This window comes from Streptomyces sp. CNQ329 (genome assembly GCF_000482585.1).
In genome coordinates this window covers 1-25,542 of record NZ_AXVU01000062.1, presented here as the reverse complement: position 1 = coordinate 25,542, position 25,542 = coordinate 1, and the positions used below count along the sequence as shown (strand labels likewise).

General features: G+C 72.2%; 23 protein-coding genes. 8 read left to right on the top strand and 15 right to left on the bottom strand.

What is annotated here, in order from left to right; translation table 11 throughout:
* Nucleotides 1-256: 256 nt before the first annotated feature.
* Complete coding sequence (locus I003_RS0127450; protein WP_027774429.1) at nucleotides 257-628, top strand: fucose-binding lectin II; 372 nt, start codon at nucleotides 257-259, stop codon at nucleotides 626-628.
* 108 nt (nucleotides 629-736) lie between these two features.
* On the opposite strand, the gene I003_RS0127445 is transcribed toward I003_RS0127450, so the two are convergent.
* The 5 genes from I003_RS0127445 to I003_RS0127425 all read right to left on the bottom strand — a co-directional run bounded on the left by I003_RS0127445 (nucleotide 737) and on the right by I003_RS0127425 (nucleotide 3,817).
* On the bottom strand, nucleotides 737-1,693 hold the full coding sequence (locus I003_RS0127445; RefSeq protein WP_027774428.1) for a redoxin family protein: 957 nt from the start codon (nucleotides 1,691-1,693) through the stop codon (nucleotides 737-739).
* Nucleotides 1,694-1,841: 148 nt separating this feature from the next.
* The gene (locus I003_RS0127440; RefSeq protein WP_027774427.1) at nucleotides 1,842-2,390 is read right to left on the bottom strand and encodes a phospholipase A2; all 549 of its coding nucleotides are present in this window, start codon (nucleotides 2,388-2,390) and stop codon (nucleotides 1,842-1,844) included.
* A 150-nt stretch (nucleotides 2,391-2,540) separates the two neighbouring features.
* A complete protein-coding gene (locus tag I003_RS0127435) occupies nucleotides 2,541-2,819 on the bottom strand; it encodes a hypothetical protein (RefSeq protein WP_027774426.1) in 279 nt (92 codons plus the stop codon).
* A gap of 333 nt (nucleotides 2,820-3,152) precedes the next feature.
* Entirely contained in the window at nucleotides 3,153-3,464 is a 312-nt protein-coding gene (locus tag I003_RS0127430) for a hypothetical protein (RefSeq protein WP_027774425.1), read from the bottom strand.
* A 77-nt stretch (nucleotides 3,465-3,541) separates the two neighbouring features.
* Nucleotides 3,542-3,817: a hypothetical protein gene (locus tag I003_RS0127425; RefSeq protein ID WP_027774424.1), complete on the bottom strand. Its 276-nt coding sequence runs from the start codon at nucleotides 3,815-3,817 to the stop codon at nucleotides 3,542-3,544.
* 86 nt (nucleotides 3,818-3,903) lie between these two features.
* On the opposite strand from I003_RS0127425, the gene I003_RS0127420 reads away from it, so the two are divergent.
* Nucleotides 3,904-4,287, top strand: a complete 384-nt coding sequence (locus I003_RS0127420) for a VOC family protein (protein WP_027774423.1) — start codon at nucleotides 3,904-3,906, stop codon at nucleotides 4,285-4,287.
* Between the two features lie 178 nt (nucleotides 4,288-4,465).
* Here I003_RS0127420 and I003_RS0127415 read toward each other — a convergent pair whose 3' ends face one another.
* The 7 genes from I003_RS0127415 to I003_RS0127385 form a co-directional block, all read right to left on the bottom strand.
* Nucleotides 4,466-4,942: a (2Fe-2S)-binding protein gene (locus I003_RS0127415; RefSeq protein ID WP_027774422.1), complete on the bottom strand. Its 477-nt coding sequence runs from the start codon at nucleotides 4,940-4,942 to the stop codon at nucleotides 4,466-4,468.
* Between the two features lie 15 nt (nucleotides 4,943-4,957).
* Nucleotides 4,958-7,252, bottom strand: coding sequence for a molybdopterin cofactor-binding domain-containing protein (locus tag I003_RS0127410; protein ID WP_027774421.1), 2,295 nt, complete (start codon nucleotides 7,250-7,252; stop codon nucleotides 4,958-4,960).
* Between the two features lie 257 nt (nucleotides 7,253-7,509).
* Nucleotides 7,510-8,286: a transglutaminase-like domain-containing protein gene (locus I003_RS33430; RefSeq protein ID WP_078564456.1), complete on the bottom strand. Its 777-nt coding sequence runs from the start codon at nucleotides 8,284-8,286 to the stop codon at nucleotides 7,510-7,512.
* 273 nt (nucleotides 8,287-8,559) lie between these two features.
* Nucleotides 8,560-9,441: a DUF3152 domain-containing protein gene (locus I003_RS0127400; RefSeq protein WP_486584413.1), complete on the bottom strand. Its 882-nt coding sequence runs from the start codon at nucleotides 9,439-9,441 to the stop codon at nucleotides 8,560-8,562.
* Between the two features lie 29 nt (nucleotides 9,442-9,470).
* Complete coding sequence (locus I003_RS0127395) at nucleotides 9,471-10,103, bottom strand: superoxide dismutase family protein (RefSeq protein ID WP_106966351.1); 633 nt, start codon at nucleotides 10,101-10,103, stop codon at nucleotides 9,471-9,473.
* A gap of 136 nt (nucleotides 10,104-10,239) precedes the next feature.
* The gene (locus I003_RS0127390) at nucleotides 10,240-10,818 is read right to left on the bottom strand and encodes an Rv1352/Rv1906c domain-containing protein (RefSeq protein WP_486584412.1); all 579 of its coding nucleotides are present in this window, start codon (nucleotides 10,816-10,818) and stop codon (nucleotides 10,240-10,242) included.
* Nucleotides 10,819-11,118: 300 nt separating this feature from the next.
* Nucleotides 11,119-11,505, bottom strand: a complete 387-nt coding sequence (locus I003_RS0127385; protein WP_027774417.1) for an SH3 domain-containing protein — start codon at nucleotides 11,503-11,505, stop codon at nucleotides 11,119-11,121.
* Between the two features lie 273 nt (nucleotides 11,506-11,778).
* On the opposite strand from I003_RS0127385, the gene I003_RS0127375 reads away from it, so the two are divergent.
* Nucleotides 11,779-12,231, top strand: a complete 453-nt coding sequence (locus tag I003_RS0127375; RefSeq protein ID WP_027774416.1) for a DUF1801 domain-containing protein — start codon at nucleotides 11,779-11,781, stop codon at nucleotides 12,229-12,231.
* Nucleotides 12,232-12,249: 18 nt separating this feature from the next.
* Here I003_RS0127375 and I003_RS33425 read toward each other — a convergent pair whose 3' ends face one another.
* A complete protein-coding gene (locus tag I003_RS33425) occupies nucleotides 12,250-15,099 on the bottom strand; it encodes a LuxR C-terminal-related transcriptional regulator (protein WP_078564454.1) in 2,850 nt (949 codons plus the stop codon).
* Between the two features lie 146 nt (nucleotides 15,100-15,245).
* On the opposite strand from I003_RS33425, the gene I003_RS0127365 reads away from it, so the two are divergent.
* Nucleotides 15,246-15,713 (top strand): pyridoxamine 5'-phosphate oxidase family protein, encoded by a 468-nt coding sequence (locus I003_RS0127365; RefSeq protein WP_027774415.1) that lies wholly within the window; start codon nucleotides 15,246-15,248, stop codon nucleotides 15,711-15,713.
* A gap of 303 nt (nucleotides 15,714-16,016) precedes the next feature.
* On the opposite strand, the gene I003_RS0127360 is transcribed toward I003_RS0127365, so the two are convergent.
* Nucleotides 16,017-16,265 carry a DUF6059 family protein gene (locus I003_RS0127360; protein ID WP_486584411.1) on the bottom strand — a complete coding sequence of 83 codons (249 nt, stop codon included), beginning with the start codon at nucleotides 16,263-16,265 and terminating at the stop codon, nucleotides 16,017-16,019.
* 427 nt (nucleotides 16,266-16,692) lie between these two features.
* Here I003_RS0127360 and I003_RS0127355 point away from each other — a divergent pair, with 427 nt between their 5' ends.
* The 4 genes from I003_RS0127355 (at nucleotide 16,693) to I003_RS0127340 (ending at nucleotide 21,535) form a co-directional block, all read left to right on the top strand.
* Complete coding sequence (locus I003_RS0127355) at nucleotides 16,693-19,428, top strand: LuxR family transcriptional regulator (RefSeq protein ID WP_078564451.1); 2,736 nt, start codon at nucleotides 16,693-16,695, stop codon at nucleotides 19,426-19,428.
* Nucleotides 19,429-19,603: 175 nt separating this feature from the next.
* Nucleotides 19,604-20,395: an alpha/beta fold hydrolase gene (locus I003_RS0127350; RefSeq protein ID WP_027774412.1), complete on the top strand. Its 792-nt coding sequence runs from the start codon at nucleotides 19,604-19,606 to the stop codon at nucleotides 20,393-20,395.
* Between the two features lie 28 nt (nucleotides 20,396-20,423).
* Nucleotides 20,424-20,651, top strand: a complete 228-nt coding sequence (locus tag I003_RS0127345) for an acyl carrier protein (protein ID WP_027774411.1) — start codon at nucleotides 20,424-20,426, stop codon at nucleotides 20,649-20,651.
* The gene (locus I003_RS0127340) at nucleotides 20,648-21,535 is read left to right on the top strand and encodes a 2-oxo acid dehydrogenase subunit E2 (RefSeq protein WP_027774410.1); all 888 of its coding nucleotides are present in this window, start codon (nucleotides 20,648-20,650) and stop codon (nucleotides 21,533-21,535) included. Before I003_RS0127345 ends, I003_RS0127340 begins: the two co-directional genes overlap by 4 nt.
* A 126-nt stretch (nucleotides 21,536-21,661) precedes the next feature.
* Here I003_RS0127340 and I003_RS0127335 read toward each other — a convergent pair whose 3' ends face one another.
* Entirely contained in the window at nucleotides 21,662-25,531 is a 3,870-nt protein-coding gene (locus I003_RS0127335; protein ID WP_486584414.1) for an SDR family NAD(P)-dependent oxidoreductase, read from the bottom strand.
* Nucleotides 25,532-25,542: the final 11 nt, after the last annotated feature.

Sequence of the window (25,542 nt, the reverse complement as noted above, 5' to 3'; positions counted from 1 at the left end):
CTGGAGGCGCGCGCATCAGGCGGAGGCACGACGCCACCACTTCCGAAGGCGGCTACGACTTCAGGTGATCAAGATCTAGCCCTGTAGTACTAGGGGGTGAGCCCGGGTGCGCCGCGGGTACCGCCCGCCACACGGTCGGCGTAGACGGCTGCGACAGGCGGTGAATGTGCGGTGGGAGACTCCTGTCACCGTGATAGACCTGTTCGACGCGCCAGGCCCATTTCCTGCGGGTTTCATCTTCTTTGAAGGAGTGTCGATGGCTGGTAACAGCGTTGAGGTCAAGGTCCCTGCCGGATGCGGGCAGGTGCAGATCAAGGCGACGGTCAATGCGCAGTGGTTGCAGAGGGTGACCATCAAGCCGGACGGGAACCCGTACGGCTACCAGTGGATCGGAACCGGCGAAGACGATGCGATGATCGGGATGACGGTACTGGATCGCTCGCAGGACAGGGTTTTCGCGGCCACGCTGGAGCACAGCGAGGACGGTGGCAGGACCTTCAAACCCAGCACGCTCCAGGTCGATACGGTCCAGACGCCGACTCGGCCGCCCGTCACCGTCACGACCATCGCCTCCGAGGACGGCCGGGATACGGACTACAACGACTCCGTCGTTCAGTTCATCTACTAGCGGGAGCACCCCTCGGGGGCCTGTCTCTGCCCGGTTCGGGTGGTTGTGGATGAAGCGGTGCAGCCCGGGCCCGGGCGCCCGGCGATCGCAGGCGTTGGGCGCCGTCTTCTAGACCGGGTTGTTCCTCAGCCAGGTCAGGACCTGTTCTGCGTGCTCGTTCGGGGGGAAGACCGGATAAAAGACGTGCTCGATGACGTCGTCGCGGATGATCAGAGTCAGCCGCTTGTAGAGCGTCAGCTCGCTGGTTTCGAACGTGGGCAGGTTGAGTTCCTGTGCCAGGTTGTGCGCAGGGTCGGAGAGCATCTGGAACGGCAGGTGGAGCCGCTCGACGACCTCACGCTGGTAGTCGGTTTCCTGGCTGGAGAGGCCGAACACGCCGTCCGCGCCGGCGGCGAGAAGATCCTGGTAGTGATCGCGGAAGCCGCATGCCTCCGGGGTGCAGCCGCGTGCCCCGGGAATCGAGTCCCAGCCGTCGGGCAGGTCGACGCCGGGCCGTCCGGTGAGTGGGTAGACGTAGATCACCGTGCGGTCCGGGCCGAGCGCATCGAGGCGGACAGCCGTGCCGCCGGTGCCCTGGAGTTCCACGTGCGGTACCTTCGTGCCGGGCAGGTGGGTAGCCGCGCCGTCGTCCTCGGGGACGGGCAGGTCGGCCGGAACGCTCACGTAATCGGTCATCAGGCCCTCTCCTAGGTCGACCGGTGGGACGCGGCTTCCGCGGTGGGCGGCCTGCTGCAGGCGCGCGACCAGGACCGCCCGGCGGGCGGTGAGTTCCTCGATCCGCTTCGTGAGCTCTTCGATCGTGTCCCGGTAACCCGCCAGCGAGGCCGGACAGTCGTCGGCGTGTCGGTGGCCGGCCGTGAGGCACTCCAGGAACGGGCGGGTGTGCTCGACGCGAATCCCGAGACTGCCGAGCGCCCGGATCTCCTGGGTGAGTCGTACGTCGTGCTCGGTGTAGTCCCGGTAGCCGTTGGCCAGCCGCCCCGGCGTGAGCAAGCCCAGCGATTCGTAGTAGCGCACCGCTTTCGTCGACACGCCCGCCCGGCGGGCCAGCTCACTGATCCGCATGCCTCTCACCTCGACGAACGCTAAACCATGCCCCACAGGGTAAGGTCAAGTCGGGCGCGGGTTTCCCCTGGTCGAACCCTGGTCCCGGCGGGGACGCGGATGCGTTCGAGGACGGGCCGGAGCGGCAGGCCGTACTGCTCGGCGAGGTTCAGAAGAACGAGCTGTCGCCGCCCAGTTGAACCGCGCCGTAGTACGCCTCGGCTGCGTTCACGCACGCGAGGTGGGAGAGTCGCGAGCTGTTGCGGTCGTCGCAGATGCGGCGCATTTCGGTGCGGAAGCGCCCGTCGATCCAGTCCTTCGTTGCGCGTGTGGGACTGAGCTTCAGTGCGTCGTGGGCGCCGTAGTTCCGGTAGCCGAAGTCGTGCTGGACGCACGCGGGGCGGAAGACCTCGCTGTACGGCGCGTAGCCCGTGGGAACCGAGCAGCCGTCATTCGTCCAGTTGAACGGTGGGGTGTGGGGGGTTTCGGTGAACTCCACGTAGGTGAGGTTCATGATCGCGTCGGCCTGCTCACGCAGCGTCGGCGCTGCTGCGGGAGCTGTGGCGACGAGCTTCGTGTCGGCGGCGGTGGCGGTTCCGGCTCCGGTGACGACTCCGCCGAGGGTGGCTGCTGTGAGCAGAGCCAGCGTGGCTGTGGTGGTCGCCAGCTTCGTTCGCAGGGCGGTGACGAAAGCCTGGCCGCGGGAGTTCTCGTTCATGCGGGGAGGCTGCGCTTCGGCGCTGCGGTCATGCGGCGGGAGAGGCGGATCCGCCCTTACGGGTCCGGCGGGCCGGCCCGTTGACCGAGCGGGCCTGTCCGGAGCGGAAGGCGCGTGCGCCCTCCGCTCCGGACAGGCGTGCGGTCACGCTCAGGGAGCCTCGACCGAGTCCTCGATCTTCTTCATCTCCTCTTGAGCGATCTCCTGAGCCAGTCGATTGGCGGTCTTGTCATCGATGCCTTCGCAGGCGCCGGGACGGTCGTTGGCGGCGTTTTCGTCGCCCGCCTCCATCGCCTTCATCTGCTCGGTGATGGCCTTCTTGCAGGCTGCCTCATCCGGCTCGCTGTCACTACCGCAGCCGGCCACGGCGAAGGTCAGAGCCGCCGCGGCCACAGCGAGAACGGAAGCACGGGCAGTGCGCTTGTGCATGTTTCCCCTAGCAAATACGTGTTCGGACCGGTGAATCCTGTCGGACTCCGGCGGTCCGTGTCTTGCGGTGTGACGGTTTGGTGACATGACCGGGACACGATCACAAGGATCCGGATCATCAGGTCCCCGGAGCCGTCTGCGGCTCCGGGGAGGCTCACCCGAACCACACCCCTCCGGCGGTCGCTTGTGCGCGGCGGGCCGAGGCTGGTGGGAGGGCAGTCGGCGGGGCTTCCTCGCCGAGCCGGCCAAGCGACAGGTCACGCCGGGACCGGCGGGTGGTGTGGATCCGGACGTCGCCGTCGTCACCCCTGAAGGTTCTGCGCGCGAGCGCATTCAGCCCGCGGGCGGCGGGCCCCAGCCGCCGTGCGGCTGCTGCGGGGGCGGCGGGGCGCCGTAGGGCTGCTGGGCCGGGTACGACGGGGGCTGCTGTGCGGCGCGCTGGGCCGAGCCGCCGGGGCTGCGGTCCAGGACGCCGCAGGCAACCGCGCCGATCATGAGGCCGATGCCCAGGTACGAGCTGGACTCGCGGATCTGCTGGAACTCGATGCTCTCCACGTCCGATCGCTCGGCGATCATCGGCATCACAAACCCCTGTACGAGGAAGTACAGGCCGCAGACGAAAAGCACCCATCCGAAGATTTTCATACGCGGCACCCTACGTCGGGCCTGCTCCGTCCCAGGCCGGATTCCGGTTCCCGAAGTCCGGGCGGCGGCACGGGCGTTCAGGCTATGTCGCCCGTCCACTCCCATCGCCGCGGCGAGCCGGGCGCGGGGGCGTAGGTGGCGCGCCCGCCGGCGCCGAAGCGGCCCAGCTCGGTGGGCAGGGCCGCGCCGGCCGCGGTCTCCTGCGCGCTCCAGCCGGTGATGTCGAGCAGCAGGCCGTCCAGCGGGCCGCCGACCAGCTCCGCGTAGTCACGACCCGGCCGCGGCCCCGGGTGCGGGTCGTCGTGTTCCGCACCGTAGACCCGGCCGCGCAGCAACTCCTCGTCCCTGTCCATGGCCCCAGCCTCTCAGCCGGCGCTGACAGTCCGGGCCGGCCAGTCCCCCGACGCGCGCACCGGGCGGATGACCGTATGCTGCCGACATGGCATGCCGTATCACCGAACTCGTCATCGACGCCGCCGACCCCGAGCGGCTCGCCGCGTTCTGGAGCGACGTTCTCGGCTACGTCGAGCTCGACCGGGAGGACGGCGTCATCGAAATCGGGCCGCCCGACACCGGCTTCGGGGGGCCTCAGCCCACGCTCGTGCTGGCCTTGAGCACCGATCCGCGGAGGGGGAAGCTCCCCCTGCACATCGACGTCAACGCCACCGACCGCGATCAGCAAGCGGAACTGGAGCGGCTGCTCGCGCTCGGTGCCAGGCACGTCGACATCGGCCAGACCGGCACGGAGAGCTGGTATCCGCTCGCCGATCCCGAGGGGAACGAGTTCTGTCTGCTGCGTTCCCGGGTGAAGCCACTGGCGTGACGCCGAGGATGGCGCCGGCATCGGCGGTCAGGCGTCGAAGCGGCTGCGGGGTTGACTCGATGTGGTGCAGCGCTGCTGTGTCCGGCCGCACGTCGCGTCGGCCGAGTCGGTTCTCGACCGGCCCTCGCGTCGGCATCGAGGTCGTCGTGGACACCCGGCTGCCGCCCGGCGGACCCCGTCACATGTGCGTGGCGCCGGTTTTGATGGCTTCGCGGATGCGGGTGTAGGTGCCGCAGCGGCAGATGTTGCGGATGCTGTCGAGGTCGTCGTCGGTGATCTCGCGGCCTTCGGCGGCCACGCGGCGTGCCAGGGCGACGGCGGCCATGATCTGGCCGGGCTGGCAGTAGCCGCACTGGACGACGTCGTGGTCGAGCCATGCCTGCTGCATGGGGTGCAGGTCGTCGCTGACGGTGTCCGCCAGGCCCTCGATGGTGGTGACCTCGTCCGCCGGCTTCAGCTCGCCGACGGGAACGGCGCAGGGGTTGACGGCTTTGCCGTTGAGGTGGCTGGTGCACGCCTTGCACACGTTGATGCCGCAGCCGTACTTCGGTCCGGTGATACCCAGCAGGTCGCGCAGCACCCACAGCAGGCGCTCGTCGTCGGCGGCGTCGACGGTGACCTGCTCGCCGTTGACGCGGAAGGTGTGCTCGGGCACGGGGGTCTCCTTGCCTCAGCGAGCCTGGTCCAGGCCGTCGGTCGGGGACGCGGGGATCGGCGGGACGGTCGGTTGGGGAGTGAAGGACAGCGTGCCGTGGTTGATCGGGAAGTCGGTGGGCATCGTGCCGGTCGCCCGGCCGTAGGCGCACGCCACCGCCGCCATTGACGCGGCCACCCCCAGCTCCCCCGCCCCACCGGGCTCCTGGGAGGTGTCGGGCATGACGATGACCTCCAGCTTGGGAGGGGTGTTCCACTGCCGGGTGTAGAAGTAGTTGTCCCAACTGGCCTCAAGGAAGGAGCCGTCACGCAAGTGCAGACTCGACGTCAGAGTCTGCGCGATACCGTCCATGACACAGCCCATCATCTGCGCCTCCAGCCCCCGTGGATTGACCGCCAGCCCGACATCCACGACAGAGACCGCCTTCGTCACACGCGGCCCCGCCACACCGTCACCGATGGGACGGCCCACCGTCTCGGGACGGCAGTCGATCTCCACCAGCACCGCATTGACCGACTTGTACTCGGAGTGCAACGCGATGCCCTGTGCAGTCCCCTCGGGCATCTGCCGGCCCCACTCGCCCGCCTCCGCGGCCTTCTCAAGGACCGCGCGGGCGCGTTCGTCGCGCAGGAAGTCGCGGCGGAAGCTGTACGGGTCCTTGCCCATCTTCTCCGCGAGGCGGTCGACGATCAGCTCACGGGCGCAGACGACATCGGGCGAGTACACGTTGCGCATGCTGCCGGTGTTGAAGCCCTTGTCTGTCTCGTTGAGCAGCCGGGTGGCCAGGCCGAACTCGTACGGCATCGACTGGGAAAGCTGGAAGAACGTCTGGGAGAAGCCGATGTCACCGACCGGCAGTTGCGCCGCCATCGCGGTGAACAGTTCCCCGAGCCCGTGGCCGAAGTCGGTGGCGACGGAGGTGTGCCGCTGTTTGAAGCCGAGCACGGCGCCGCCGGCGTAGTCGGCGCGTACCCGCGAGGTGGCCATGGGGTGGGTGCGGCCCTGACGGGAATCGTCGGCCCGGTGCCACATGAGCTTGACCGGCTTGCCGATTTTGTGTGAGACCTCGGCGGCTTCCAGCGCGGCGTCGAAGAACAGCTTGCGGCCGAAGGAGCCGCCGCCCTCGGTGACGTGCACGGTGACGCGGCCTGGCGGCAGGCCGAGCTTGGCGGCGATGGCCTCCTTGGCCACGATCGGCGACTTGAGCGCCGACCAGATCTCGGCTCGGTCGGCGCGTACGTCGGCGATCGCGCAGTTGGGCTCCAGCGCGCTGTTGCTCCGGAAGCGGAACGTGAACTTGCCCTCCACGTGTGGTGTCAGCGGGGGAAGGCCCATCGGCGGTTCGGCCGCGGCGAGTTCGCGCAGCACGCTCTGGTCCGACTTCCCCTCCGCGGTGCCGGGACGCCAGTCGATGCGCAGCGCGCGTACGGCGTCGATGCACTGGCCGAAGGTCTCGGCCCGTACGGCGACACCGGTGTCGATCGGCACGACGTCGGTGACTCCGGCCATGGCGGTGACGTCGGCGAGGTTGGCGACGGGGCCGGGTTTGCCGTTGAGGGTCGGCGGGCGGCAGACCATCGTGGGCTTGGCGTCGGGGACGTCGAGGTCCATCGCGAACTTCTTGCGGCCGGTGACCGCGTCGCGGGCGTCGATGCGGTTGTGGGGCCGGCCGATGACGGTGAAGTTCTCCCGGGCGGTGAGCCGGACCGAGACGGGCTCGGTGCTGGTGGCGGCGGCCTTGGGCGCGAGGGTGCCGATGCCGACGGAAGCGCCGGAGCGGTCGCGGACGGCGCCGTCGCGCAGTGTCAGGTGCGCGAGGGGCGCTCCGAGTTCGGCCGCGGCGGCGGTGAGCAGCCGGTGCCGCGCGACGGCGGCGGCGACGCGTATGGGGGTGTAGGTGGCGACGGTGGTGTTGGAGGCGCCGGTGAGCTGGTTGAACAGCAGCTCGGGGCGGGCCTCGGCCAGCGTGACGCGCACCCGCTCGGGCGGCACCGCCAGTTCCTCGGCGATGAGCATGGCGGTGGAGGTGGTGATGCCCTGTCCGACTTCGGCGCGGGGCAGGGCGAAGGAGACGGTGCCGTCTGGTGCGACGTGGACGGTGATGAGGCCGGAGGTGGGCAGGGCGGCCGCGGTCATGACGTCTGTGAGGTCGAGGAGTTCGGTGAGGTCCGGCGAGGCGGGCCGGGCGCCGGCGGCGGGGGCGGGCGCGAGTTCTGCGGCGGCCACGAGGGTGGGTGCAGCGAGTGCGTAGCCGAGGAATCGCCGTCTGCCCGGTCCCTCGTGCCGCTGCCGGCCGTGAAGTCGGGTCATCCGTCCGGCTCCTTCCACCCGGTCGCCCCGCGTACGTCGCGGGCCCCTGGCCCGCCGTGGGGAAGTACCAGAACGTACCGGCCGGGCGCTGCCCGGAACAGGGGGCAGCAAGAAGCGCGCCCCGCCGGTCGCCTCCGGCCGGCCCGGTGACGGCCGCCGAGGGCAGGGACGGGTGGTTCGGCGAAGAGGCGCTGGGCCTGCCGCGGTGGGAAGCCGCCGGCGCTGGTGCGCCCGCCCCGTCTGCGGCAGGTGATCCGCTACGAGGGCGGCGCTGCCGACGACGCCTGCCGGGCTTCCCCTGGCGTTGCGTGCAGCGAGCCGGCGACGAGCCGCGTGCTGCCGGGATCCGCGAAGATGCCGGGGTGCGCGCGACGCAGCCCGTCGACGACCCGCTCGTACGGCAGGTCGTCGAACTCGCCGTGCTCGCGCACCACCTCTAGGTGGCGGGCGCCGTCGGCGTCGTACGGATGGTGGACGCTGTCGGTTCTGCCGCCGAAGCCGAGTGGGCGCATGCCGTACAGGCGGCACAGCAACCGGTTGAAGACCGGCCTTGCGCGCACCCATGTGCCGTCGAGATGGACGGTCGTGAAGGTGTGGTAGCGGAAGACGTCTCCGCCGAGGAGCGTGCGCAGCGCGGGCGAGGCGAGGTGGTTGCGCACGTCGGTGAGGACGAGCCGTGCGGGGATGCCGGTGGCGCGCAGGGCGGCGGCGTAGAGCATGGATTTGTGGAGGCACATGCCCTTGCCGGTACGGGCCGTCTGTGCGGCGCTGACGCCGGTACGGGACAGGTCCACGCCGTAGACCTCGTAGTCGATGCCGTCGCGCACCGCGTAGTAGAGCCGTACGGCCGCATCCCGGCTGTTCAGGCCGCCTCCCCGGGGCAGCGTGCGACGGACGAAGTCGCGGACGTCGGGGTCGTCGGAGTTCAGGAACTCGGTGGGGGCGAGAGGGCCGGCGGCGGGTTCGCGGAGGGCGGGGCTCTCCGGGCGCCGACGGGCGACTGTCGCTCTTCGGTCCGCCAGCGGGAGAGCCATGCGGGTGTCCTCACCTTCCTGTTCGAACGGGTTCCGCCGCACCAGGATGAGAACAGACGGCGTGCTGCCGCATCTCGAACGACGCTGTTTCCGTCCGCCCGGGGCGCTCTCCGGCCGCCCGGCCGACCCGGCGGTTCCGCCGTCTGTCAGGTCGTCCGGCTGCCGCGGCCGGACATCAGGGGATCGCCGGCGGTGCGCTGAACGGGTGAGGGGGCCTCGGCTCCGGGAGCGGCGAAGATCCGCGGCGCGCAGGTGCCCGGCGGGCCGCTGCGGTCAGTCCTGCTCCGGGTGCGGCCAGGGGTTCGTCTCGCACCGTGCGCCGGCCGTGGTGAGGGAGAGCGTCTGCTGCATCATCACGGGCGCGCGCGCCCCGTCCCGTACGCACAAGGAGTGCCGGTGTCCCAGGCGGTGGCCCACCTCGTGGTTGATGAGCATCCGGCGGTAGCCCAGGATGTCGCTGCCGTAGGTCGTGGAGCCCTGCGCCCACCGGAAGGCATTGATCAGGACACGCTCGGTCATGCCGGAGTCGCAGGACACGTTGTCGACGGTGGTGTCGAAGCCCGACATGGCGCACCACTCCCCCGTGGTGCCGGGGCTGGCGAGGGTGACGGCGAAGTCGGCGGGCCCGGTGGAGACCCGCTCGAAGGTCCGCCGGCCGGACTCGCCCCAGCCGCGCTCGTCGTTGAGGGTTTCCTGTACGGCACGGGCGAAGAGCCGGCCGTCCAGGGGGATGCCGTCCTCGACGTCGACGCGGTAACGCACCACCTGGCCCGTCCCCGGGGCCGGATCGTGACCGGGCACGGTGTCGAACGTGCCGGGTCCCTCCAGTTCGGCGGGGACCGGGTATGTCTCGCCCATCCGCCGCTCGTACATGAGGTCACTGAGGGTGGGCGTGTCCACCGACCCGCCGACGGCGAAGCCGGAGCTGTGCGGCAGCCCGGAGGCTGGTGCGCGGTACGGCGCCTGGAAGCCCGACGCGCGCTGCTGCACCTGGCGCGGCGGGGGCTTGGCGTCGTCGACGGCCCCCTGCGGCGCGCGGGTGTGCAGGGCGGGGACCAGGTTCGGGGGGAGTGCGAAGAGCCAGGCCGCCACCCCGGCGGCGCCGAGGAGCACGAGCGCCACCGCACCCGCCACGAGACGTACGGACGCGCGCATACGACGGGCCACCCCTGACCACTCCCCCGCTACTCGAACGGCACCGACAGGCACGCCAGCCGCGCCCCCGCCGTGCCCGCCTCGCCCGGGTGCGTACTCGTCGCGTGCTCGTGCACGACGATGGAGCGGGCCTCACCCGGCCGGAACCGCCAGTCCTGGCGCGCGGTGGCAAGCGCGCTGCCCCGGCCGTCGGTGGTGAAGTCGAGCCACACCTCGTTTCCGGGGTTGGCGAAGGCGGGGTCGACGGACGGCTGCACGGGGTCCGGCTCGTTCTGATAGTGCGGCCCGGCGCCGTCCGGGGCGCCGCCACATGGCCGGGCGTGGACGTGCGCCCCGTAGGTCCGGTCGGGCAACAGACCGGTCAGGGCGAGCCGGACGCTCATCGTGCCCCCGCTGGCCACCTCCATCACGGCGATGCCGGCGCCCGCCGGTACCAGGGCCTGGTCGTACGTCAGCCCGTCGCCCGGCTCGGCGACCTCCGGCGGCAGGAAGTACGCCTCGCGCGCAACGACGTCGGGCACGCCGCCCGGCGCTGCCGCCGCCGGGACAGGGCCGGCCGCCGTTGCCAGCAGCGCCACCGCCACCGGTACCGCGGCGAGCGCCACCCTGGCCCGGCGCCGCACCACCGACTTCGCCGTTCTCGCCACCGTCCGCATCGCCATCACTCCTCCACGCCGCTCCAGGAGCCTGCACGTACGCCTCCACCCTGGCGGCGACGAGGGTGACAGCGGTGTCGTACGCGCGTGGCGTCCGGGTGACGCCGTTGGCGGCGGGGCCGCGCCGGGCACCGGTGGCGGGCTACTTGGTGTGGTGCGGAGGGGCGGAGTCGTCGCGGCTCCAGGTCTGGCAGCCCGTGCTCCGGACGTACTCGCCGTAGTGGACCGTGAGGCGCGTCGGCCCCGAGGTGGAACCGCTGATGATCGGCACCAGTTCGCCCTCGTTGTCGGTCAGCCGCGCCCATCGGCAGCCGGAGGAGGAACCGTCGGAGCCCTGCGTCGTGTACGTACCGGGGGCGACGGCGCCGCCGACGAAGACCGTGCCGTTGTCGAAGGAGGTGGCGACGCCGTGCCTGCCGCCGAAGAAGCGGCGCGGCGAGCGGTGATCGTCGCCGGAGGCCGACTGTCCTCCGCCGGCCTGCGTGCCGGTGCCCTTCCCTGGCTGTTCCTCCGGCTTCGCCGCCTCGGCCGCGCTGTCCTGTACGGCCGACTTCGCATCGCTGACCGTGCCGGTCCCCCCGCTGGTCAGCATGGCAGCGACCACTCCCGTCACCACCATGAGGGCGCACGCGGCGCCGATCGCCCAGCGGTTGCCCGGGAACCGCTGAACCAGCGGCAGGTCAAGGAATTTCTTGAGTTTCTTCATTGCCCCATCGCTCACATGCGCATAGTGGATGATTAGTTACATAACCTACTTTTCGCATGCGTTATCGGGGCTCTTGCCCGGCCACGCCACGGCGCGCATCACCGCATCGGCGCAGAGAGAACGCCCCGCGTTCGCACTCACGGGGCACGGAGGCGGCGGGAGGGGAGTTCCGGGTGTTCGCCCATGAAGGCCGGGGCCCTGCGCACCCCCCGAGCAGCGCGCCGGCGGGCAGGGGCAGGGCGCGTAGCGCCCGGGCCCACGCGAACGCCCGGCCGGTGAAACCGGCCGGGCGCTGCGGCGGGCGCGAGCCCCAGGTCAGCGCTTGCAGAAGGGAATCTGGTCCAGGTTCTTCACGTAGCGGGCGGACATGTAGCCGTGGCCGTGGCCGTGCACCGGCACACGGTACCACCGGTTGTTGCCCAGGACGTTCTGGCCGATCACCTTGCACTGGATATGGACGATCGTCCCGGCTTTCGCCGATCCGAGGATGTCGCTGCGCGTTGTCGGCTTGGCCCGCTTGTAGACGATGCTGTTGCCGAGCACCTTGCCCCGGTACGGGTAGTTGTTCGCCTCGGCGGCGGGCGCGGACGCCGCCTTCTGCCCGTCGGAGTCGGCTGCGGCGAACGACGGCGTCGTGGCGAGCGCACCGAGGGTCAGGGCGGCGGTGGCCACCAGGGCGGCGGCAGCTTTTCGGATCGGCATCGGGAATCTCCTTTCACGGTGCTACGCACCGGAGCGGGCAGGAACGTGAGAACCGTAGGAGAAACCGGCCGCAGCACCGCCTCATTACCGGCAGACACACCCAACCGCCCCCCGTCCAGCCCAATCCGGACACGATCGTGGGCCACAGGTGCGTACGTCCGTGACGGATTCCGTGGTCGGCACGGAGGCGTTCCCGGCGTCCCGGGACGAGGCTGATCACGTCAAGCGGCCCGGCGGAGGATCCGGGCCGGATCCGATCGGACAGGTGTGATCATGGGCAGAAGCGGGACCGGGGCGTACGAGGGGTTCTCGGCCGAGGAGCGGGCCGCGATGAAGGAGCACGCCCGCGAGCAGAAGAAGGCGGCACGGCGCGGTTCGCGCGCGGACAAGGCGGCCGAGGCGCTGCGGGACGTGCTCGCGAAGATCGCGGAGATGCAGGATGCGGACCGGGCCATGGCGGAGCGCGTCCACGCGGTCGTCACCGCCACCGCGCCGGAGCTGGCGCCGAAGACGTGGTACGGCATGCCCGCGTACGCGCGGAACGGCAAGGTCGTCTGCTTCTTCCAGAGCGCGGGGAAGTTCAACACGCGCTACGCGACGCTCGGGTTCAGCGATCTGGCGAACCTGGACGAGGGCACGATGTGGGCGACCGGCTTCGCGCTGAGCGAGGTGACGGACGAGGTGGAGGAGCGGATCGCGGCGCTGGTGAGGCGGGCGGTCGGCTAGCCGGGCGCGCACCGCCGATCAATGCGGCGGCCGTCCGGCTTCTTTCGGTTCGAGTTCGTCCAGCAGGAGGTCCTCCGGTCCGAGGTCGTTCTGTACGAGGCCGAGGCGGGCCAGCGCCGCCTCGCCCGCGGCGGCGTGGTCACCCCCGGCGAGCAGCAGCGTGCGGGCCGCCTGGTACGGGCTGCCCGCCGCGGCGAACGCCGCCGCAAGGCCCGGCAGCCGCGGCAGGTCGCCGTCGAGCAGCGCCTCGGCCCGGTCCACCTGCGCGGCGGCCATCCGGTTCCCGGTGACGACGGCGCGGGCGGCGGCGATCCGGCCGCGGGCATCGGGGTGGCCGGCGAGCACCGCCGCCTCGGCGCGCAGCGCGACGTACCAGTGCAGCCAGACCCAGCACACCCACTTCCACACCTCGCCGGGCTCGGGTGCGACCCGCTCCAGCGCGGCCTGCGCGTCGCCGTCGTGGAGCAGGACCGTGGCGTCGAAGACCGCACCGTAGCCGTGCCGGTGCTCCGGTGTGGTGTCCGCCCGGTCGGCGAGGGAGAGCCACGCCGCGCGGGCGTCGTCGTCGCCGCGGAGCCCGTGGAGCATGGCCACCGAGGCTGCCCCGGCGGCGAGGGAGAGGGACCGCTGCCCACCGCTGTGCTCGAAGGAGTCGCGGAACCGTACGGCATGGGCGAGGGCTTCGTCTGCGTGGCCGGCGAAGGCGTCGGCGACGAGCAGCCAGGCGGTGGCGTGATGTCCGGCCTCGGCGAGCAGCGGGTGGCCGGCGAGCTGCTTGCCCCAGCGGCGGGCGCGGTCCAGTTCGCCGGCGCCGATCGCGGTGCCGGCAGCCATGGCGAGCGCGTCCATCCGCTCGTGGGTGGCGGCCGGGGTCGGCGGCAGGGGCGCCAGTGTCTCGGTCCTGCGGCGGGTGGCGGCGGCGGTGGCGAAGGGGTCGCCCGCCCAGCTCAGGGCGCCGGACAGTGCGTCGAGGGCGGCGGACTCCGTCACCGGGTCGGCGGCGCGGCGGGCCAGCTCGACGGCGCGTTCGACGGACTCGACCGTCTGGTTGACGGCGTTGTCGGCGTCCCCCTGCACGGCGCCGTACGCATCGGTGACCACCGCTGCCTCGGCGAGTGCGACGGCCGCCCCCGCGCGGGGGTCGTCGCCGGCCAGGTCCCGGGCACGGGCGAGCAGGGCCGTGACCTCGGGGACGGCGGGGAGCCGGGTGAAGGAGGTGGAGAAGCGGTACGCGGCGGTGGCGGCCTCGGCGAGAGCGCGGCCGGCGCCGACGAGGTCGCCCGCGCGCTCGGCGGCCCGGGCGGCGGCGCGGTACAGGCGGTACATGTCGTCGCCGAGCCGCCGGCAACCCGCCACCTCCGCGGCGTGGCGCAGCGCCACCGCTGCACCCGCGTCGTCGGCGAGCGCGGCGGCCTGCTCGTACCGCCGCTGGGCCTCGCCGGGCATGTTCCGGGTGAAGGTCAGCCCGGCCAGCGTCAGGGCGAGCCGGTGGGCGACGGCGCGCAGCTCCGGCCTGGTCGCGGCCCAGCCGAGCGCGACTCGCATGTCCTCGGCGAGGTCGTCGAACCGGGCGCGCCAGTGCGGGCCGCCGGTGTCGGTCAGCTCGGTGGCGGCGGTGATGCACCAGGCGAGGTGGCGGGCGCGGACGGCGGTCTGCTCGCCGGCGGCGGCGAGCCGCTCCGCGCCGTACTGGCGGACGGTCTCCAGCAGCCGGTAGCGGGTGCCGGTCGCGGACGGGGTGACGGCGAGGAGGCTGTGCTCGGCGAGCCTGCCGAGGCCGTCGGCGACGGCGGCGGCGTCCTCGGCCCCCTCCCCGGCGACCTCCGCCGCCGCCGCGGCGGTGAACGGCGCGACGAACGCCGACAGCCGGCGCAGCAGTGCCTGGTCCTGCGGGTGGAGCAGGTCGTGGCTCCAGTCGAGGACCGCACGCACCGAGCGGTGGCGGTCGTCGGCGCGGGCGCCGCCGCTGAGGATCCGGAGCTGGTCGCCGAGGCCGGCGGCGAGGCCGTCGAGCCCGAGTGTGGCCCAGCGGGCGGCGGCCAGCTCGATGGCCAGGGCCACACCGTCGAGGCGTTCGCAGACGGCCACGACGCCCGCGCTCGCGCCCGGTCCCGGCGGCCGGCCGACCGCGGCGGCGCGGTCCATGAACAGGGCCACGGCGTCGGACTCGTCGCCACCGGCGCAGGACAGCGGAGGCACCGGGAAGGTGCGTTCGAACGGGACCACGAGGCGGGCCCGGCTGGTGGCGAGGATGCGCAGCCGGGGGCAGGCGGCGAGCAGCCGCTCCAGGAACGGCGCGACTCCCTCGCGCAGGTGCTCGCAGTTGTCCAGTACGAGCAGCGCGTCACGGTCCGCGAGCGCGGTCAGCACCGCGTCGTCCACGTCCCGCGCGGGCTGCTCGCCCACGCCCACGGCTGCGGCGACCACGGCGCCCACCCGTGTCGGATCGGTGACCGGGACCAGGTCGGCGAACCACACGCCGTCGGCGAAGTCGCCGGCCAGGTCCCCGGCCACCGCGAGCGCGAGCCGCGTCTTGCCCACCCCGCCGGGACCGACGGCGGTGACCTGCCGTCGGCTCCGTACGGCCTCGGCCAGCTCGGTGCGCTCGCGCGTGCGGCCGACGAAGGCCGTCAGCGGCGCGGGCAGGGCGGGCGCGGGTCCGGCCTGGCCGGCGCGGGCGGAGGCGGAGGCGTGCCGGGCGAGAGCCCGCCGGTCGGCCAGGTGCAGCTTGCGCAGCAGCGAGGAGACATGCGATTCGACGGTGCGTACGGAGATGAAGAGGCGCCCGGCGATCTCGGCGTTGCTCAGGTGCTCGCCGAGGAGCGCGAGCACCTCGGCCTCGCGGGCGGAGATCGGCGGAGTGGACACACTTCCATTATCCGCGGTGTTCTCCGTGGTCAGCACGGAGGCGGGGCGAGGGCGGGCGGACGAGGCTGTGGTGGCCACGGCGATCGGGCCCCGTGCGGTGCACCGGGCTCATCGCGTACGAGCCGCACGACGATCAGGAGCGAAAGATGACCGCACCCGCGCATCCCGCGGAGCCCCGGACCCGTGCCCGCCGTCGCCGGGACACCGAGCACCGGCTCGCCCACGACGTCGACGTCTGGGTGGCCAGTGCGGCGCCGGACGGGACGCCGTACCTCGTACCGCTGTCCTTCTCCTGGGACGGCAGGGCGGTGTGGGTGGCGACGCCGGCGGAGAGCCCGACCGGCAGGAATCTCGCCGCCACCGGTGCCGCCCGGCTGGCGCTCGGTCCCACCAGGGACGTCACGGTGATCGACGGCGAGGTCGAGGTCGTCGAGCTGGACGCGCTGCCGCGGGAGCACGGCGACCGCTTCGCGGCGCGCGCCGGCTTCGATCCGCGCGGCCTGTCCACCCGGTACTGCTGGTTCCGGATCACCCCGCGGCGGATCCTGGCCTGGCGCGAGGTGAACGAGCTGAGCGGACGCGAGCTGATGCGCGAGGGCCGCTGGCTGCACTGACACCGGCTGTGTCGCGCTTCACACCCTCCGGGGAAGGGGCGCGGAACAACCGGAGGTCCCCTCCCGTTGGAGAGAGTGCGGGTACGGAGGGGACAGTGTCCCCGGGCCTCACCTCTCGCCCGTGGGGAAGATCGTTCGGCTGAAGCCCCACGGAGCCTTTCGCCGCGAGGCGACCGCCCTCCGTATCCCTCAGACCGCCCCGGTCGGATCCCCCCTCCGACCGGGGCTCTCCACGTGCCGCACACCGCGCACGAGGTGCCTCGCCCGCGCGCCGCCCCCGGCGCCTCTGCTTCGGCCGCTCAGCTACGCGCCCGGGCCCTTCTCCTCGCCGATGGGGTCGGGCAGGGCGATGTCCTTCAACTCCCTACTCAGGGCCTCCTCCTGGTCCGTCAGCGGGACGTCGGGGCGCAGACGCTCGGGGTGACCGGGAGCGGGGCCCGGTGGCGGCGCCGGCGGGACGGGGGGTGGCGCCGGAATGAAGAACCACACCTGGCCGAGGGCGGTCAGGGATTCCCGCAGCACACGCTGCAGGTAGGCAAGGGCAGCAAGCATCCGGGCAGGGTGTTGCGCGGCGCCAAAGCCCCGCCAAAGTCTCGCTGCGCCGCTCGCCCCGCGAGCCGTCCCCGTCACCCCGAGGGGGCACCTGTGCGGACGCACCCGGGGCTCACGCGCCGCCCGGTACGCCCGCGTTCGCTCCCGCGGGCCCGCACCCGGCGCTCTCGCGGACCGATGCGATTGTCCCAGGGGATGTATACTCCGCTGCATCGCGCCAAGGTCAGGATGAACGATGCAAAACGGACCTACGCATAATCCCATGACCTGACCAAACCCGGCCTTGCACAAACAAACCTGAACTGTGAAACTACTAACCGAATATGCGGTACGGCGCTTCCCCTGAGTGCCGTATAACCTGGACTTGCTCAGGTGCACTGATTCACACAACGAATCAACTGCGCCAACGGGAGGTGAGTAATCCGGTATGGCTTTCGTCATCCGTGCGGCCGAATTCGAGGCGCTGCGATCCGCTTTCTCTCGCTGCCTTCATGGAATGTCGCGCACAATTCTCGTCGAAGGCGGCGTGGGTTGCGGCAAGAGTGCGCTATTACACGCCATCACAGAACACGCGGCCGACATGGGCGCGACCATCCTCAGCGTCCAGGGACGAAGCACGGCGGCCCACCCGCCCATCTCCCTGTTCCAGCAGCTCGTCGCGCAGGTGCCGGCCCCGCCGCCCGGCGAGGGTCCCGCGGGGGTCACGGCCGCACTGCAGTTCAGCGCCGCGCTGCCGCACGTCGCGGAGAACGGCGTGGTGGTGATCAGTATCGACGACGTCCAGGACATTCCCTGGTCCGAACTCGACTTCCTGCTCCAGGCGGTCAGTTGGCACCGCAGCCGGCGCACCCTCATCCTGCTGTCCCACTGCCCGCACCTGCGCCATCGCGACCAGCCGGTCAAGACGGAGCTGCTGCGGCGGCCGAACGCCCAGCGCATCCACCTGGGTCCGCTGGAGGAGCGGGAGGTGCGGGCGGCGGTCACCACGCGCGTCATCCGGCCGCACGAGCAGTGGATCGAGCTGCTGCACCACCTCAGCGGCGGCAGCCCGCTCCTGCTGCGCGCCCTGCTGGAGGATCTGCGGGACGAGGACATGGAGGCCCGGCCGACGGGTACGGAGTCCTCGTGGAAACTCGGCATGTACGGGCGTGCCGTCGTGTCCTGCCTTTACCGCAGCGGCTCCACGGCGGTGGAACTGGGGCGGCTGATCTCGGTGCTCGGGGATTCCGCGGCACCCGAGCTTTTGTCGGGCATGACCCGTATTTCACCCGCTGTCATGGACCAGCAGTTGGAGGCGCTGCGCGGCTCCGGGGTCCTGGACGACACGAATTTCCGGCATGGGAGCGCTCCCCGGGAAATTCTTGCGGATCTGGGCACGCTTCAGCGAAACGAACTGCACCGGCGCGCCGCCGTGGTGCAGAACAATGCGGGCAGTCCGACCACGGACGTGGCACACCACCTTCTGGCCGCCCGGCACGCGCCGGAGGCATGGCAGCGGTCCGTGCTGCGCGACGCCGCGGAGACGGCGATCGGCCAGGAAAATATCCGGCTTGCCGTCAGGTATCTCGAACTCGCGCTGGAAAACACCCCGAACACCCCGGATCGTATCGAGATATACCTGCGCCTGGCGCTCATCACCCAGCGCATCAGCCCCGCGGCCACCGAAATCCGGCATCTGACAGCACTGCTCAGCGCCTTCCACGCGGACAAGATGCCGAGCTCGTCGTACGACGGACTCGCGGATCTGCTCTTCAGCTACGGCAAGATCCAGGAGGCGTTCGCCGTGCTGAAGCGGCAGGGCGCCGAGTCGAGCGCGGCAGACGTCCGTGCCGGCGACCACCCCGGCGTTGCCTGGCTGTGGGCCTGGTACAGCCACCAAGCCGAGCATCCCCCGGATGGTGGGCAGGCTCCGCGGCTTCCGCCGTCCGACGCCGACGGGGCAAGCACGTACGCGTCGGCGACCGCCCTGTTCCAGACCTTCGAGGGGTCCTTCCTCTTGGGCGAGCGCTGCGACTGGGCCGCCACGGCGGAGAACCTGCTGGAGGTCTCGACCCTCTCCGACTCCACGCTCTGGTCGCTGACCTGCGCGATCAAGGCCCTGGTCATCGCCGACCGGCTCGATTCCGCCTGGCAGTGGTGCGAGTGGCTGGTCAAGGAGTCGGCGTCCCGGGACGCCCCCGGCTGGCAGGCCATCTTTTCGCTGCAGCAGGCGACGGTGGCGCTGCGGCAGGGCAAGCTGGCGGCGAGCATGGACTGCATCCGGCTGGTGGAGAGCGTCATCACCGAGCGCAGCACGGGGTACGCGTGCGCGGTGGAGGCCGTGCTCGCCGCCACGCTGATGGAGATGGGCCGCCACGACGAGGTCGCGCGGGTGTTCGCCAAGCCGATTCCCCCCGCGTGGGAGAAGAGCGTCCACTGGCTGAGCTATCTGTGCATCCGCGGGTGCTTCCATCTCGCCACGAACAGGCCGCACTCGGCGCTCTCCGACTTCCTGCGGATCGGCAGGATGGCCGAGCGCACGCTCGTCGACCATCCCACGCTCGTGCCGTGGCGGCTCTACGTCGCCGAAGCCTGGCTGTACCTGGGTGACAAGACGATGGCTGCCCGGATGCTCGCCGAGCACTGCGCGCGTGTCCCCGGTCACGGCGGGCGCAACCATGCGATGGTGCTGCGGCTACGGGCCCGGATGGCGCCGCCGCGCAAGCGGCCCGGCCTGTTGTTCCGGGCGATGGACGAACTCCTCGCCACCGGCGACCGGTTGGAGCAGGCGCGTACGCTGCACGAACTCGGCACGGTCCTGCGGGAGCTCGGCCACGGGTCCTGGGCGGCCAGGGCGAAGGCCGCAGCCGCCCACATCGCCCGCAACTGCCTGCCGGACCAGGCCATGGCACGTACGCCGCCGCCGGAGCGGGTGGGCAGGGCCGCGCCGGAGGTCGCGGGTGCCGCCGGTACGGCGTGCGCCGGAGGCGGCCAGCGGCTGCTGACCCGGGCGGAGCACCGGGTCGCCGCGCTGGTGGCGAAGGGGCTGACCAACCGTCAGGTCGCGGGCAAGCTGCACATCACAGTGAGCACGGTCGAGCAACACCTCACCCGGATCTACCAGAAGCTCGGTATCGGTCAGCGCACCGACATCGGCCAGCGGCTGAAGGGCCTGTCTGCCTGACGGGGCGTCACGTACGGGTGCGGAGGTGGAGCCTCCGCGCCCGTATGTCTTTAGCGGCTCTTTGTCCGCCTTCAACCGGCGCCGATACCATCGGTCACCACAAACGAGTCGGAGTGCTCAAGGTGCGCTTTCCTCCGTGTGCCGGCCTCTCGCACCCGGGAGAGCGCGGGAAGGCATGGCCCCGGTGCCCACACAGATTCCTTTCGACGACACGTGGCTGCGCCGCTTCGGTGCGGCCCGGCGGCCGGACGTACGGCTGGTCTGCCTCCCCCACGCGGGCGGCGCGGCGACCACGTTCTTCCCGCTGCAGCGGGAGCTGCCGCCGTCGGTGGAGTTCGTGGCCGTGCAGTACCCGGGCCGGCACGACCGGCGCCACGAGCCGCCGCTGCGCGACATCCACACGCTGGCCGACCGGTTGGCCGACGTCCTCAAGCCGCTCACCGACCTGCCGCTGCTCCTCTTCGGGCACAGCATGGGCGCGGTCGTCGGCTTCGAGACCGCCGCCCGACTGGAGCGGGACGGCACCAACCCGCCCATCGGCCTGGTCGCCTCGGGCCGGCACTCGCCGGCGACGCCACGCGTCGAGACCGTGCACCAGTGCGACGACGACGGGCTCATCGCCGAGATCACCGCGCTGAGCGGCACCGACCCGCAGATCCTGGCCGACCCGGACATGCGGGCCATGATCCTGCCGTCGCTGCGCGCCGACTACACGGCCGTGGAAACGTACCGCTTCGACGACAGCTTCGTACTGCGCTGCCCGATCAGCATCTTCACCGGCACCGAAGACCCGCGGGTGACCGAGCACGAAGCGGCGGCCTGGCAGCCGCTGACCTCCGGCGCCTTCCGCATCGAACGGTTCCCCGGCGGCCACTTCTACCTCGACGGCGCGGAGCGGGCCGTCGCCACAGCTCTCATGCGTGACGTCCGGGCGTTCTCGACCACGACCGCGACACAGCCCCGTTGACACATCCCCGAAAGGTAGTGCCCGCTTCATGACGACCATCGACGATCTTGTGGTGCTGATCCGTGACGAACTGGGGCTGCCGGTCTCCGTCGAGGACGCCGACCGGCCTCTGGACGAGATCGCCGGCTGGGACTCGGTGCACCTGCTCTGGCTGACCGCGGCGCTCGAACGCCGCACCGGCCGCAGCGTGTCGCTGCCGGACCTGCTGGAGGCCGGCAGCCTCAGCGGCATCCACAAGGTGGCGGTCGCGGCGTGAGCGTCACCCGCTTTCCCGCCGAGCGCCGCCACACGCTCTACCACTGCGACGAGATCCAGGCCACGGCGCCGGTCTTCCTCGACACCGAGGTGGACATGAGCCGCGTGCAGGAGCACCGGGCGGACGCGCGGCGCGACGGCCGCCGGTACTCGGTCGTCTCGTATGTCCTGCGGGCCTCCGGCAGCGTCCTGGCACGGCATCCGGAGGCCAACGCGGCCATCCGCGGGCGGCTGCGCCCCAAGGTCGCGCGCTACGCGACCGTCGGCGGCAAGGTGACGCTGGACAAGACCCTGGGCGGGCGCCGGGTGGTGCTGTCCTCCGTCGTGCCGGGGCTGGAGCAGTCGAGCCTGGACGACGTGCAGCAGCATGTGGACCGGCTGCGCGACGGAGACCCCGCATCCATGCCGGAGTTCGAGGCGGTCCGCAAGCTGCACCGGCTGCCCGTGCCCGTCGGCCGCACGCTGTTCCGGCTGGCGACGCGGTCGCTGGCACACCGCTCCGAGCTGAGGGGCACCGTCGCCGTCACCTCGCTGGGCCACCGCGCCGTGGACAGCTTCCATTCGGTCGGCGGGACGACCGTGACGCTGGGCGTCGGGCGGATCGTGGACCGTCCGGTCGTCAGAAACGGCGTTGTCGTCGTGGCACCGGTGATGAGGCTGAGCCTGGCCTTCGACCACCGGGTGATCGACGGGGCGGAGGCGGCCGACGTGCTGTCCGAGCTCAAGGATTTCCTGGAGGCGTACCCGCAGGAAGCGGCCTCCGGGACCGCGGCCGCCACGAAGGCGGAGGCCGCCGGGCCGTCCGGGAAGCCGGTGGCGCAGGAGGAGGTCGTGCACGAGGCGGTCGACGCCCGCGACCCCGCCTCTCCCGCCCCGGGTCCCTGAACCTCACCTCGCACCGCGGCGGCGGGGTTCGCCCTCCCCGCTCCCGCACACCGCCGGCCCGCGTCCTCTCGTCGCGGGCCGGCGGCTTTCGTCGCCTTGGCCGACCGGCCGGGCCGGGCGCGGGAGTCAGTCCCGGCCCAGCTCCCGGTCGATCATCGCGAACATCTCCTCGTCGCTCGCCACGTCCAGTTCGCCGGCGGGCTCACCGGCCGGGGGCCCCGTCTCCTCGGCCGCGGCCGGGCGCACGTCTTCGAGCTGCCACAGCAGGGCCTTCAGCCGCTTGGCGAGCCTGGCCTGCTCCTCCTCGCCGAGCGCGCCGGCGGCCAGCATGTCCTCCAGCTCGGCGAGGCTCCCCGCCCCGGCCTCCGCCGGTTCTGCCGCGGCCGGCGCACCCGGCAGCTCCCCGTCGACCAGTGCGGCGAGCGCCTCCGCCGTCGGGTTGTCGAAGACGGCCGTGGCCGGCAGCCGCAGGCCGGTCGCGGCGTTGAGCCGGTTGCGCAGCTCCACCGCGGCGAGCGAGTCGAAGCCGATGGTCTTGAACGCGGCATCGCGCGGAACGGAGTTGGCCGAGCCGTGCCCGAGCACCGCGGCGGCGTGCGTACGTACCAGCCGTACCAGCGCCTCGGCCCGCTCCGCGGCAGGCAGCTCCGTCAGCTTCGCCCGGGACCCGCCGGAGGCGGGCGCGTCGTCCGCGGCGGCCGTGCGCCGCGCCGGCCTGACGACCTGCCGGAGCACCGCCGGCACCTCCACGCCTTCCTCGGCGCGTGTACTCAGCCGCGCCGGCACCACGGCGGCATCGCCCAGCGCCACGGCCTCGTCCAGCAGCGCCAGGCCCTCGGCGGTGGCCAAGGGCAGGATGCCCGTACGGCTCAGCCGGGCCACGTCCGCGTCGCTGAGGTGGCCGGACAGCTCGCTCTCCTCGGCCCAGTAGCCCCAGGCGAGGGAGACCGCCGGGTGGCCGAGCGCCTGCCGGCGCTGCGCCAGCCCGTCGAGCCAGGCGTTGGCGGCGGCGTAGTTGCCCTGCCCCGCTGTGCCGAGTGTGCCGGCGATGGACGAGAAGAGCGTGAAGCCGCTGAGGTCGAGGCCGCGGGTCAGCTCGTCCAGGTGCGCGACCGCGTCCACCTTGGGCGCGAGCACCCGGTCGACGGCGGCGGCGTCGAGCGTCTCGACCGTACCGTCGGCGGTCACGCCCGCGGCGTGCACGACGGCGGTGAGCGGGTGTTCCGCCGGTACGCCGTCCAGGAGCCGTACGACGTCCTCCCGCCGTGACACGTCGCATGCCGCGACGGTGGCCTCGGCCCCGAGGCGGGCCAGCTCGGCCCGCAGCTCCGCGGCTCCGGGCGCCTCCATCCCCCGGCGGCTGGTCAGCAACAGGTGCCGTACGCCGTGAACGCTCGCCAGGTGGCGGGCGACCTGCGCGCCCAGCGCACCCGTGCCGCCGGTGACCAGCACCGTGCCGGCCGGGTCCGGAGGCGCCGGCACGGTCAGCACGATCTTGCCGACATGCCGGGCCTGGCTCATGAAGCGGTACGCCTCGGGCGCGCGCCGCACGTCCCAGGTGCGCAGCGGGAGCGAGGTGAGCACGTCCGACTCCAGCAGAGTGACGATCTCCGCGAGCATCTCGCGGATCCGGTCCGGGCCGGCCTCCATGAGGTCGAACGCCTGGTACGCGACCCCCGGGTGGCTCTTCGCGACGTCGGCGGCGTCGCGGATGTCGGTCTTCCCCATCTCCACGAACCGCCCGCCCGCGGGCAGCAACTCCAGCGAGGCGTCCACGAACTCCCGGGCCAGCGAGTTGAGGACGACGTTCATGCCGGCGCCGCCGGACGCGCGCCGGAACCGCTCGACGAAGTCGAGGTCGCGCGAGGAGGCGATCCGCTCCTCCGGCAGCCCCAGCTCGCGCAGCAGCCCCTGCTTCGGCCGGCTGGCGGTGGCGTACACCTCCGCCCCCCAGTGCCGCGCGAGTTGGACGGCCGCCATGCCGACACCGCCGGTGGCGGCGTGCACGAGCACCGCGTCGCCCTTCTCCAGCCGGCCCAGGTCACGCAGGCCGTAGTACGCGGTGAGGAAGACGACGGGCACGGCGGCGGCCTGTGCGAACGTCCAGCCCGCGGGCATCGGCGCCAGCATGCGCCGGTCGGCGACCGCGAACGGGCCGAAGGCATGCGGGAGCAGGCCCAGCACCCGGTCGCCGGGCGCGAGGTCCGTCACGCCGGGGCCCACCTCGGTGACGACACCGGCGCCCTCGCTGCCCATGATCTGCTCGCCCGGGTACATCCCGAGGGCCATGAGCACGTCGCGGAAGTTGAGCCCGGCGGCGCGTACGGCCACCCGTACCGTGCCGGGGGCGAGCGGTTCCAGCACTTCGGCGGCGGGGAGCAGGTGCAGCGACTCGATGGTCCCGGGGGTGGTGGTGTCCAGCCGCCAGGCCCCGGCGCCCGGGGGCGGGGTCAGCGGCGGATCGTCGCGAAGATGGGTGAGGAGGGGGGTGTGCGCAGTGCCCTGGTGGACGGCGAGCTGAGGGTTCGTCAGCGCCTCGGTGAGGGCCTGCGCCAGACGGGTGCGGGTGTCGGGGTGGTCGTCGGCATCGACGAGGTGGATGCGGCCCGGGTGTTCGGCCTGCGCCGAGCGGGCCAGGCCCCACAGCGCTGTGTGCGCGGGGTCGGTCGTGGGGTCGGTGTCGGCGGGCAAGGCGTGGGCGTGGCGGGTGAGGAGGATGAGGGGGGTGTCGGTCAGGTGGGGTTCGGTGAGGTGCTGCTGGAGGAGGGTGAGCAGGTCGTGTACGGCCTGGTGGGCGGCGGCGGGGGTGGGGCCGCCGGGGGCGGGGGCGTAGACGACGGCGGTGGGCTGGTGGTCGGTGGCGAGGAGGTCGGTGAGGGTCGGGTAGTGCCGGGCGGCGGCGTCCGGGAGCGGTGCGGCGGGGCCGAGGGTGACCCAGCCGGCGAGATCCGGCGCGTCGGCCGCGGGGAGTTGCCGCGGCGTCCAGCGCAGGGCGTAAAGGTGCTCGGGGATGCCGGCCGGCTGGGCGCCCGCGGGCAGCGTGCGCAGGGTCAGCTCGCCGACCTCGGCGACCGGACCGCCTTCGGCGTCGTAGAGGGTGATGCCGACGGTGTCGGTGCCGAGGGTGACGGCCTTGACGCGCAGGTGGGTGGCCGCGGTGGCATGCAGCGCGACCTTCGACCACGAGAACGGCACACGGATCCCGGCGTCGGAGACGCCCGGAGCATCGGGCGTGTCGACGAGGAGGGTGTGCAGGGCGGCGTCGAGGAGGGCGGGGTGGAGACCGAACGCCTCGGGCCCGCGCTCCCCGGTGTGCTCCTCGGGCAGCACGACCTCCGCATACCGGGTCGAGCCCTCCTGCCACAGCGCGGTCAGCCCCCGGAAACCGGAGCCGTACTCGTAGCCCAGCTTCGCCAACCACGCGTAAGTGTCGGTGAGATCCACAGCCGTCGCACTCGCTGGTGGCCACGTGCCTTGCCAGGGCTCGGCGATGGCGTCGTGGGTGGCGGGGGTGAGGCGGCCGGTGGCGTGCCGGATGAACGGGCGGTCCGGGTCGTCATCGGGACGCGCGTGCACCGTCACCGTGCGGGCGGGGTCTTCGGCTTCGGCGGGATCAACGGTGACCTGGATCTGCATGCCCGCGGTCTCGGGCAGCTCCAGCGGCGCTTCCAAAGTGAGGTCTTCCAGGACCGGGCAACCAGCCTCGTCCCCCGCCCGCAGCGCCATCTCCACCAGCGCCGCACCCGGCACCAGCACCCTGCCCTGAATCTGATGCCCACTCAGCCAGGCATCACCGGCACGTGAGACACGCCCCGTCAACACCACCGCACCCGACGACGCAACAGTCACCGACGCACCCAGCAACCCATGCCCGAACGCAGCCAGACCCAGACCCGCCGGATCACCCGCCGAGACCTGACCGGACAACCAGTAACGCCGGTGCTGGAACGCATACGTCGGCAAAGCAACCCGCCGACCACCGACACCATCGAACACCGCACGCCAGT

What these genes read in the sequence shown, in the direction of transcription:
- I003_RS0127450 (WP_027774429.1), top strand. Translation starts at nt 257, where the DNA reads ATGGCTGGTAACAGCGTTGAGGTCAAGGTCCCTGCCGGATGCGGGCAG.
- I003_RS0127445 (WP_027774428.1), bottom strand. Translation starts at nt 1,693, where the DNA reads ATGCGGATCAGTGAGCTGGCCCGCCGGGCGGGCGTGTCGACGAAAGCG.
- I003_RS0127440 (WP_027774427.1), bottom strand. Translation starts at nt 2,390, where the DNA reads ATGAACGAGAACTCCCGCGGCCAGGCTTTCGTCACCGCCCTGCGAACG.
- I003_RS0127435 (WP_027774426.1), bottom strand. Translation starts at nt 2,819, where the DNA reads ATGCACAAGCGCACTGCCCGTGCTTCCGTTCTCGCTGTGGCCGCGGCG.
- I003_RS0127430 (WP_027774425.1), bottom strand. Translation starts at nt 3,464, where the DNA reads ATGAAAATCTTCGGATGGGTGCTTTTCGTCTGCGGCCTGTACTTCCTC.
- I003_RS0127425 (WP_027774424.1), bottom strand. Translation starts at nt 3,817, where the DNA reads ATGGACAGGGACGAGGAGTTGCTGCGCGGCCGGGTCTACGGTGCGGAA.
- I003_RS0127420 (WP_027774423.1), top strand. Translation starts at nt 3,904, where the DNA reads ATGGCATGCCGTATCACCGAACTCGTCATCGACGCCGCCGACCCCGAG.
- I003_RS0127410 (WP_027774421.1), bottom strand. Translation starts at nt 7,252, where the DNA reads ATGACCCGACTTCACGGCCGGCAGCGGCACGAGGGACCGGGCAGACGG.
- I003_RS33430 (WP_078564456.1), bottom strand. Translation starts at nt 8,286, where the DNA reads ATGGCTCTCCCGCTGGCGGACCGAAGAGCGACAGTCGCCCGTCGGCGC.
- I003_RS0127400 (WP_486584413.1), bottom strand. Translation starts at nt 9,441, where the DNA reads ATGCGCGCGTCCGTACGTCTCGTGGCGGGTGCGGTGGCGCTCGTGCTC.
- I003_RS0127395 (WP_106966351.1), bottom strand. Translation starts at nt 10,103, where the DNA reads ATGGCGATGCGGACGGTGGCGAGAACGGCGAAGTCGGTGGTGCGGCGC.
- I003_RS0127385 (WP_027774417.1), bottom strand. Translation starts at nt 11,505, where the DNA reads ATGCCGATCCGAAAAGCTGCCGCCGCCCTGGTGGCCACCGCCGCCCTG.
- I003_RS0127375 (WP_027774416.1), top strand. Translation starts at nt 11,779, where the DNA reads ATGGGCAGAAGCGGGACCGGGGCGTACGAGGGGTTCTCGGCCGAGGAG.
- I003_RS0127365 (WP_027774415.1), top strand. Translation starts at nt 15,246, where the DNA reads ATGACCGCACCCGCGCATCCCGCGGAGCCCCGGACCCGTGCCCGCCGT.
- I003_RS0127360 (WP_486584411.1), bottom strand. Translation starts at nt 16,265, where the DNA reads ATGCTTGCTGCCCTTGCCTACCTGCAGCGTGTGCTGCGGGAATCCCTG.
- I003_RS0127355 (WP_078564451.1), top strand. Translation starts at nt 16,693, where the DNA reads ATGGCTTTCGTCATCCGTGCGGCCGAATTCGAGGCGCTGCGATCCGCT.
- I003_RS0127350 (WP_027774412.1), top strand. Translation starts at nt 19,604, where the DNA reads ATGGCCCCGGTGCCCACACAGATTCCTTTCGACGACACGTGGCTGCGC.
- I003_RS0127345 (WP_027774411.1), top strand. Translation starts at nt 20,424, where the DNA reads ATGACGACCATCGACGATCTTGTGGTGCTGATCCGTGACGAACTGGGG.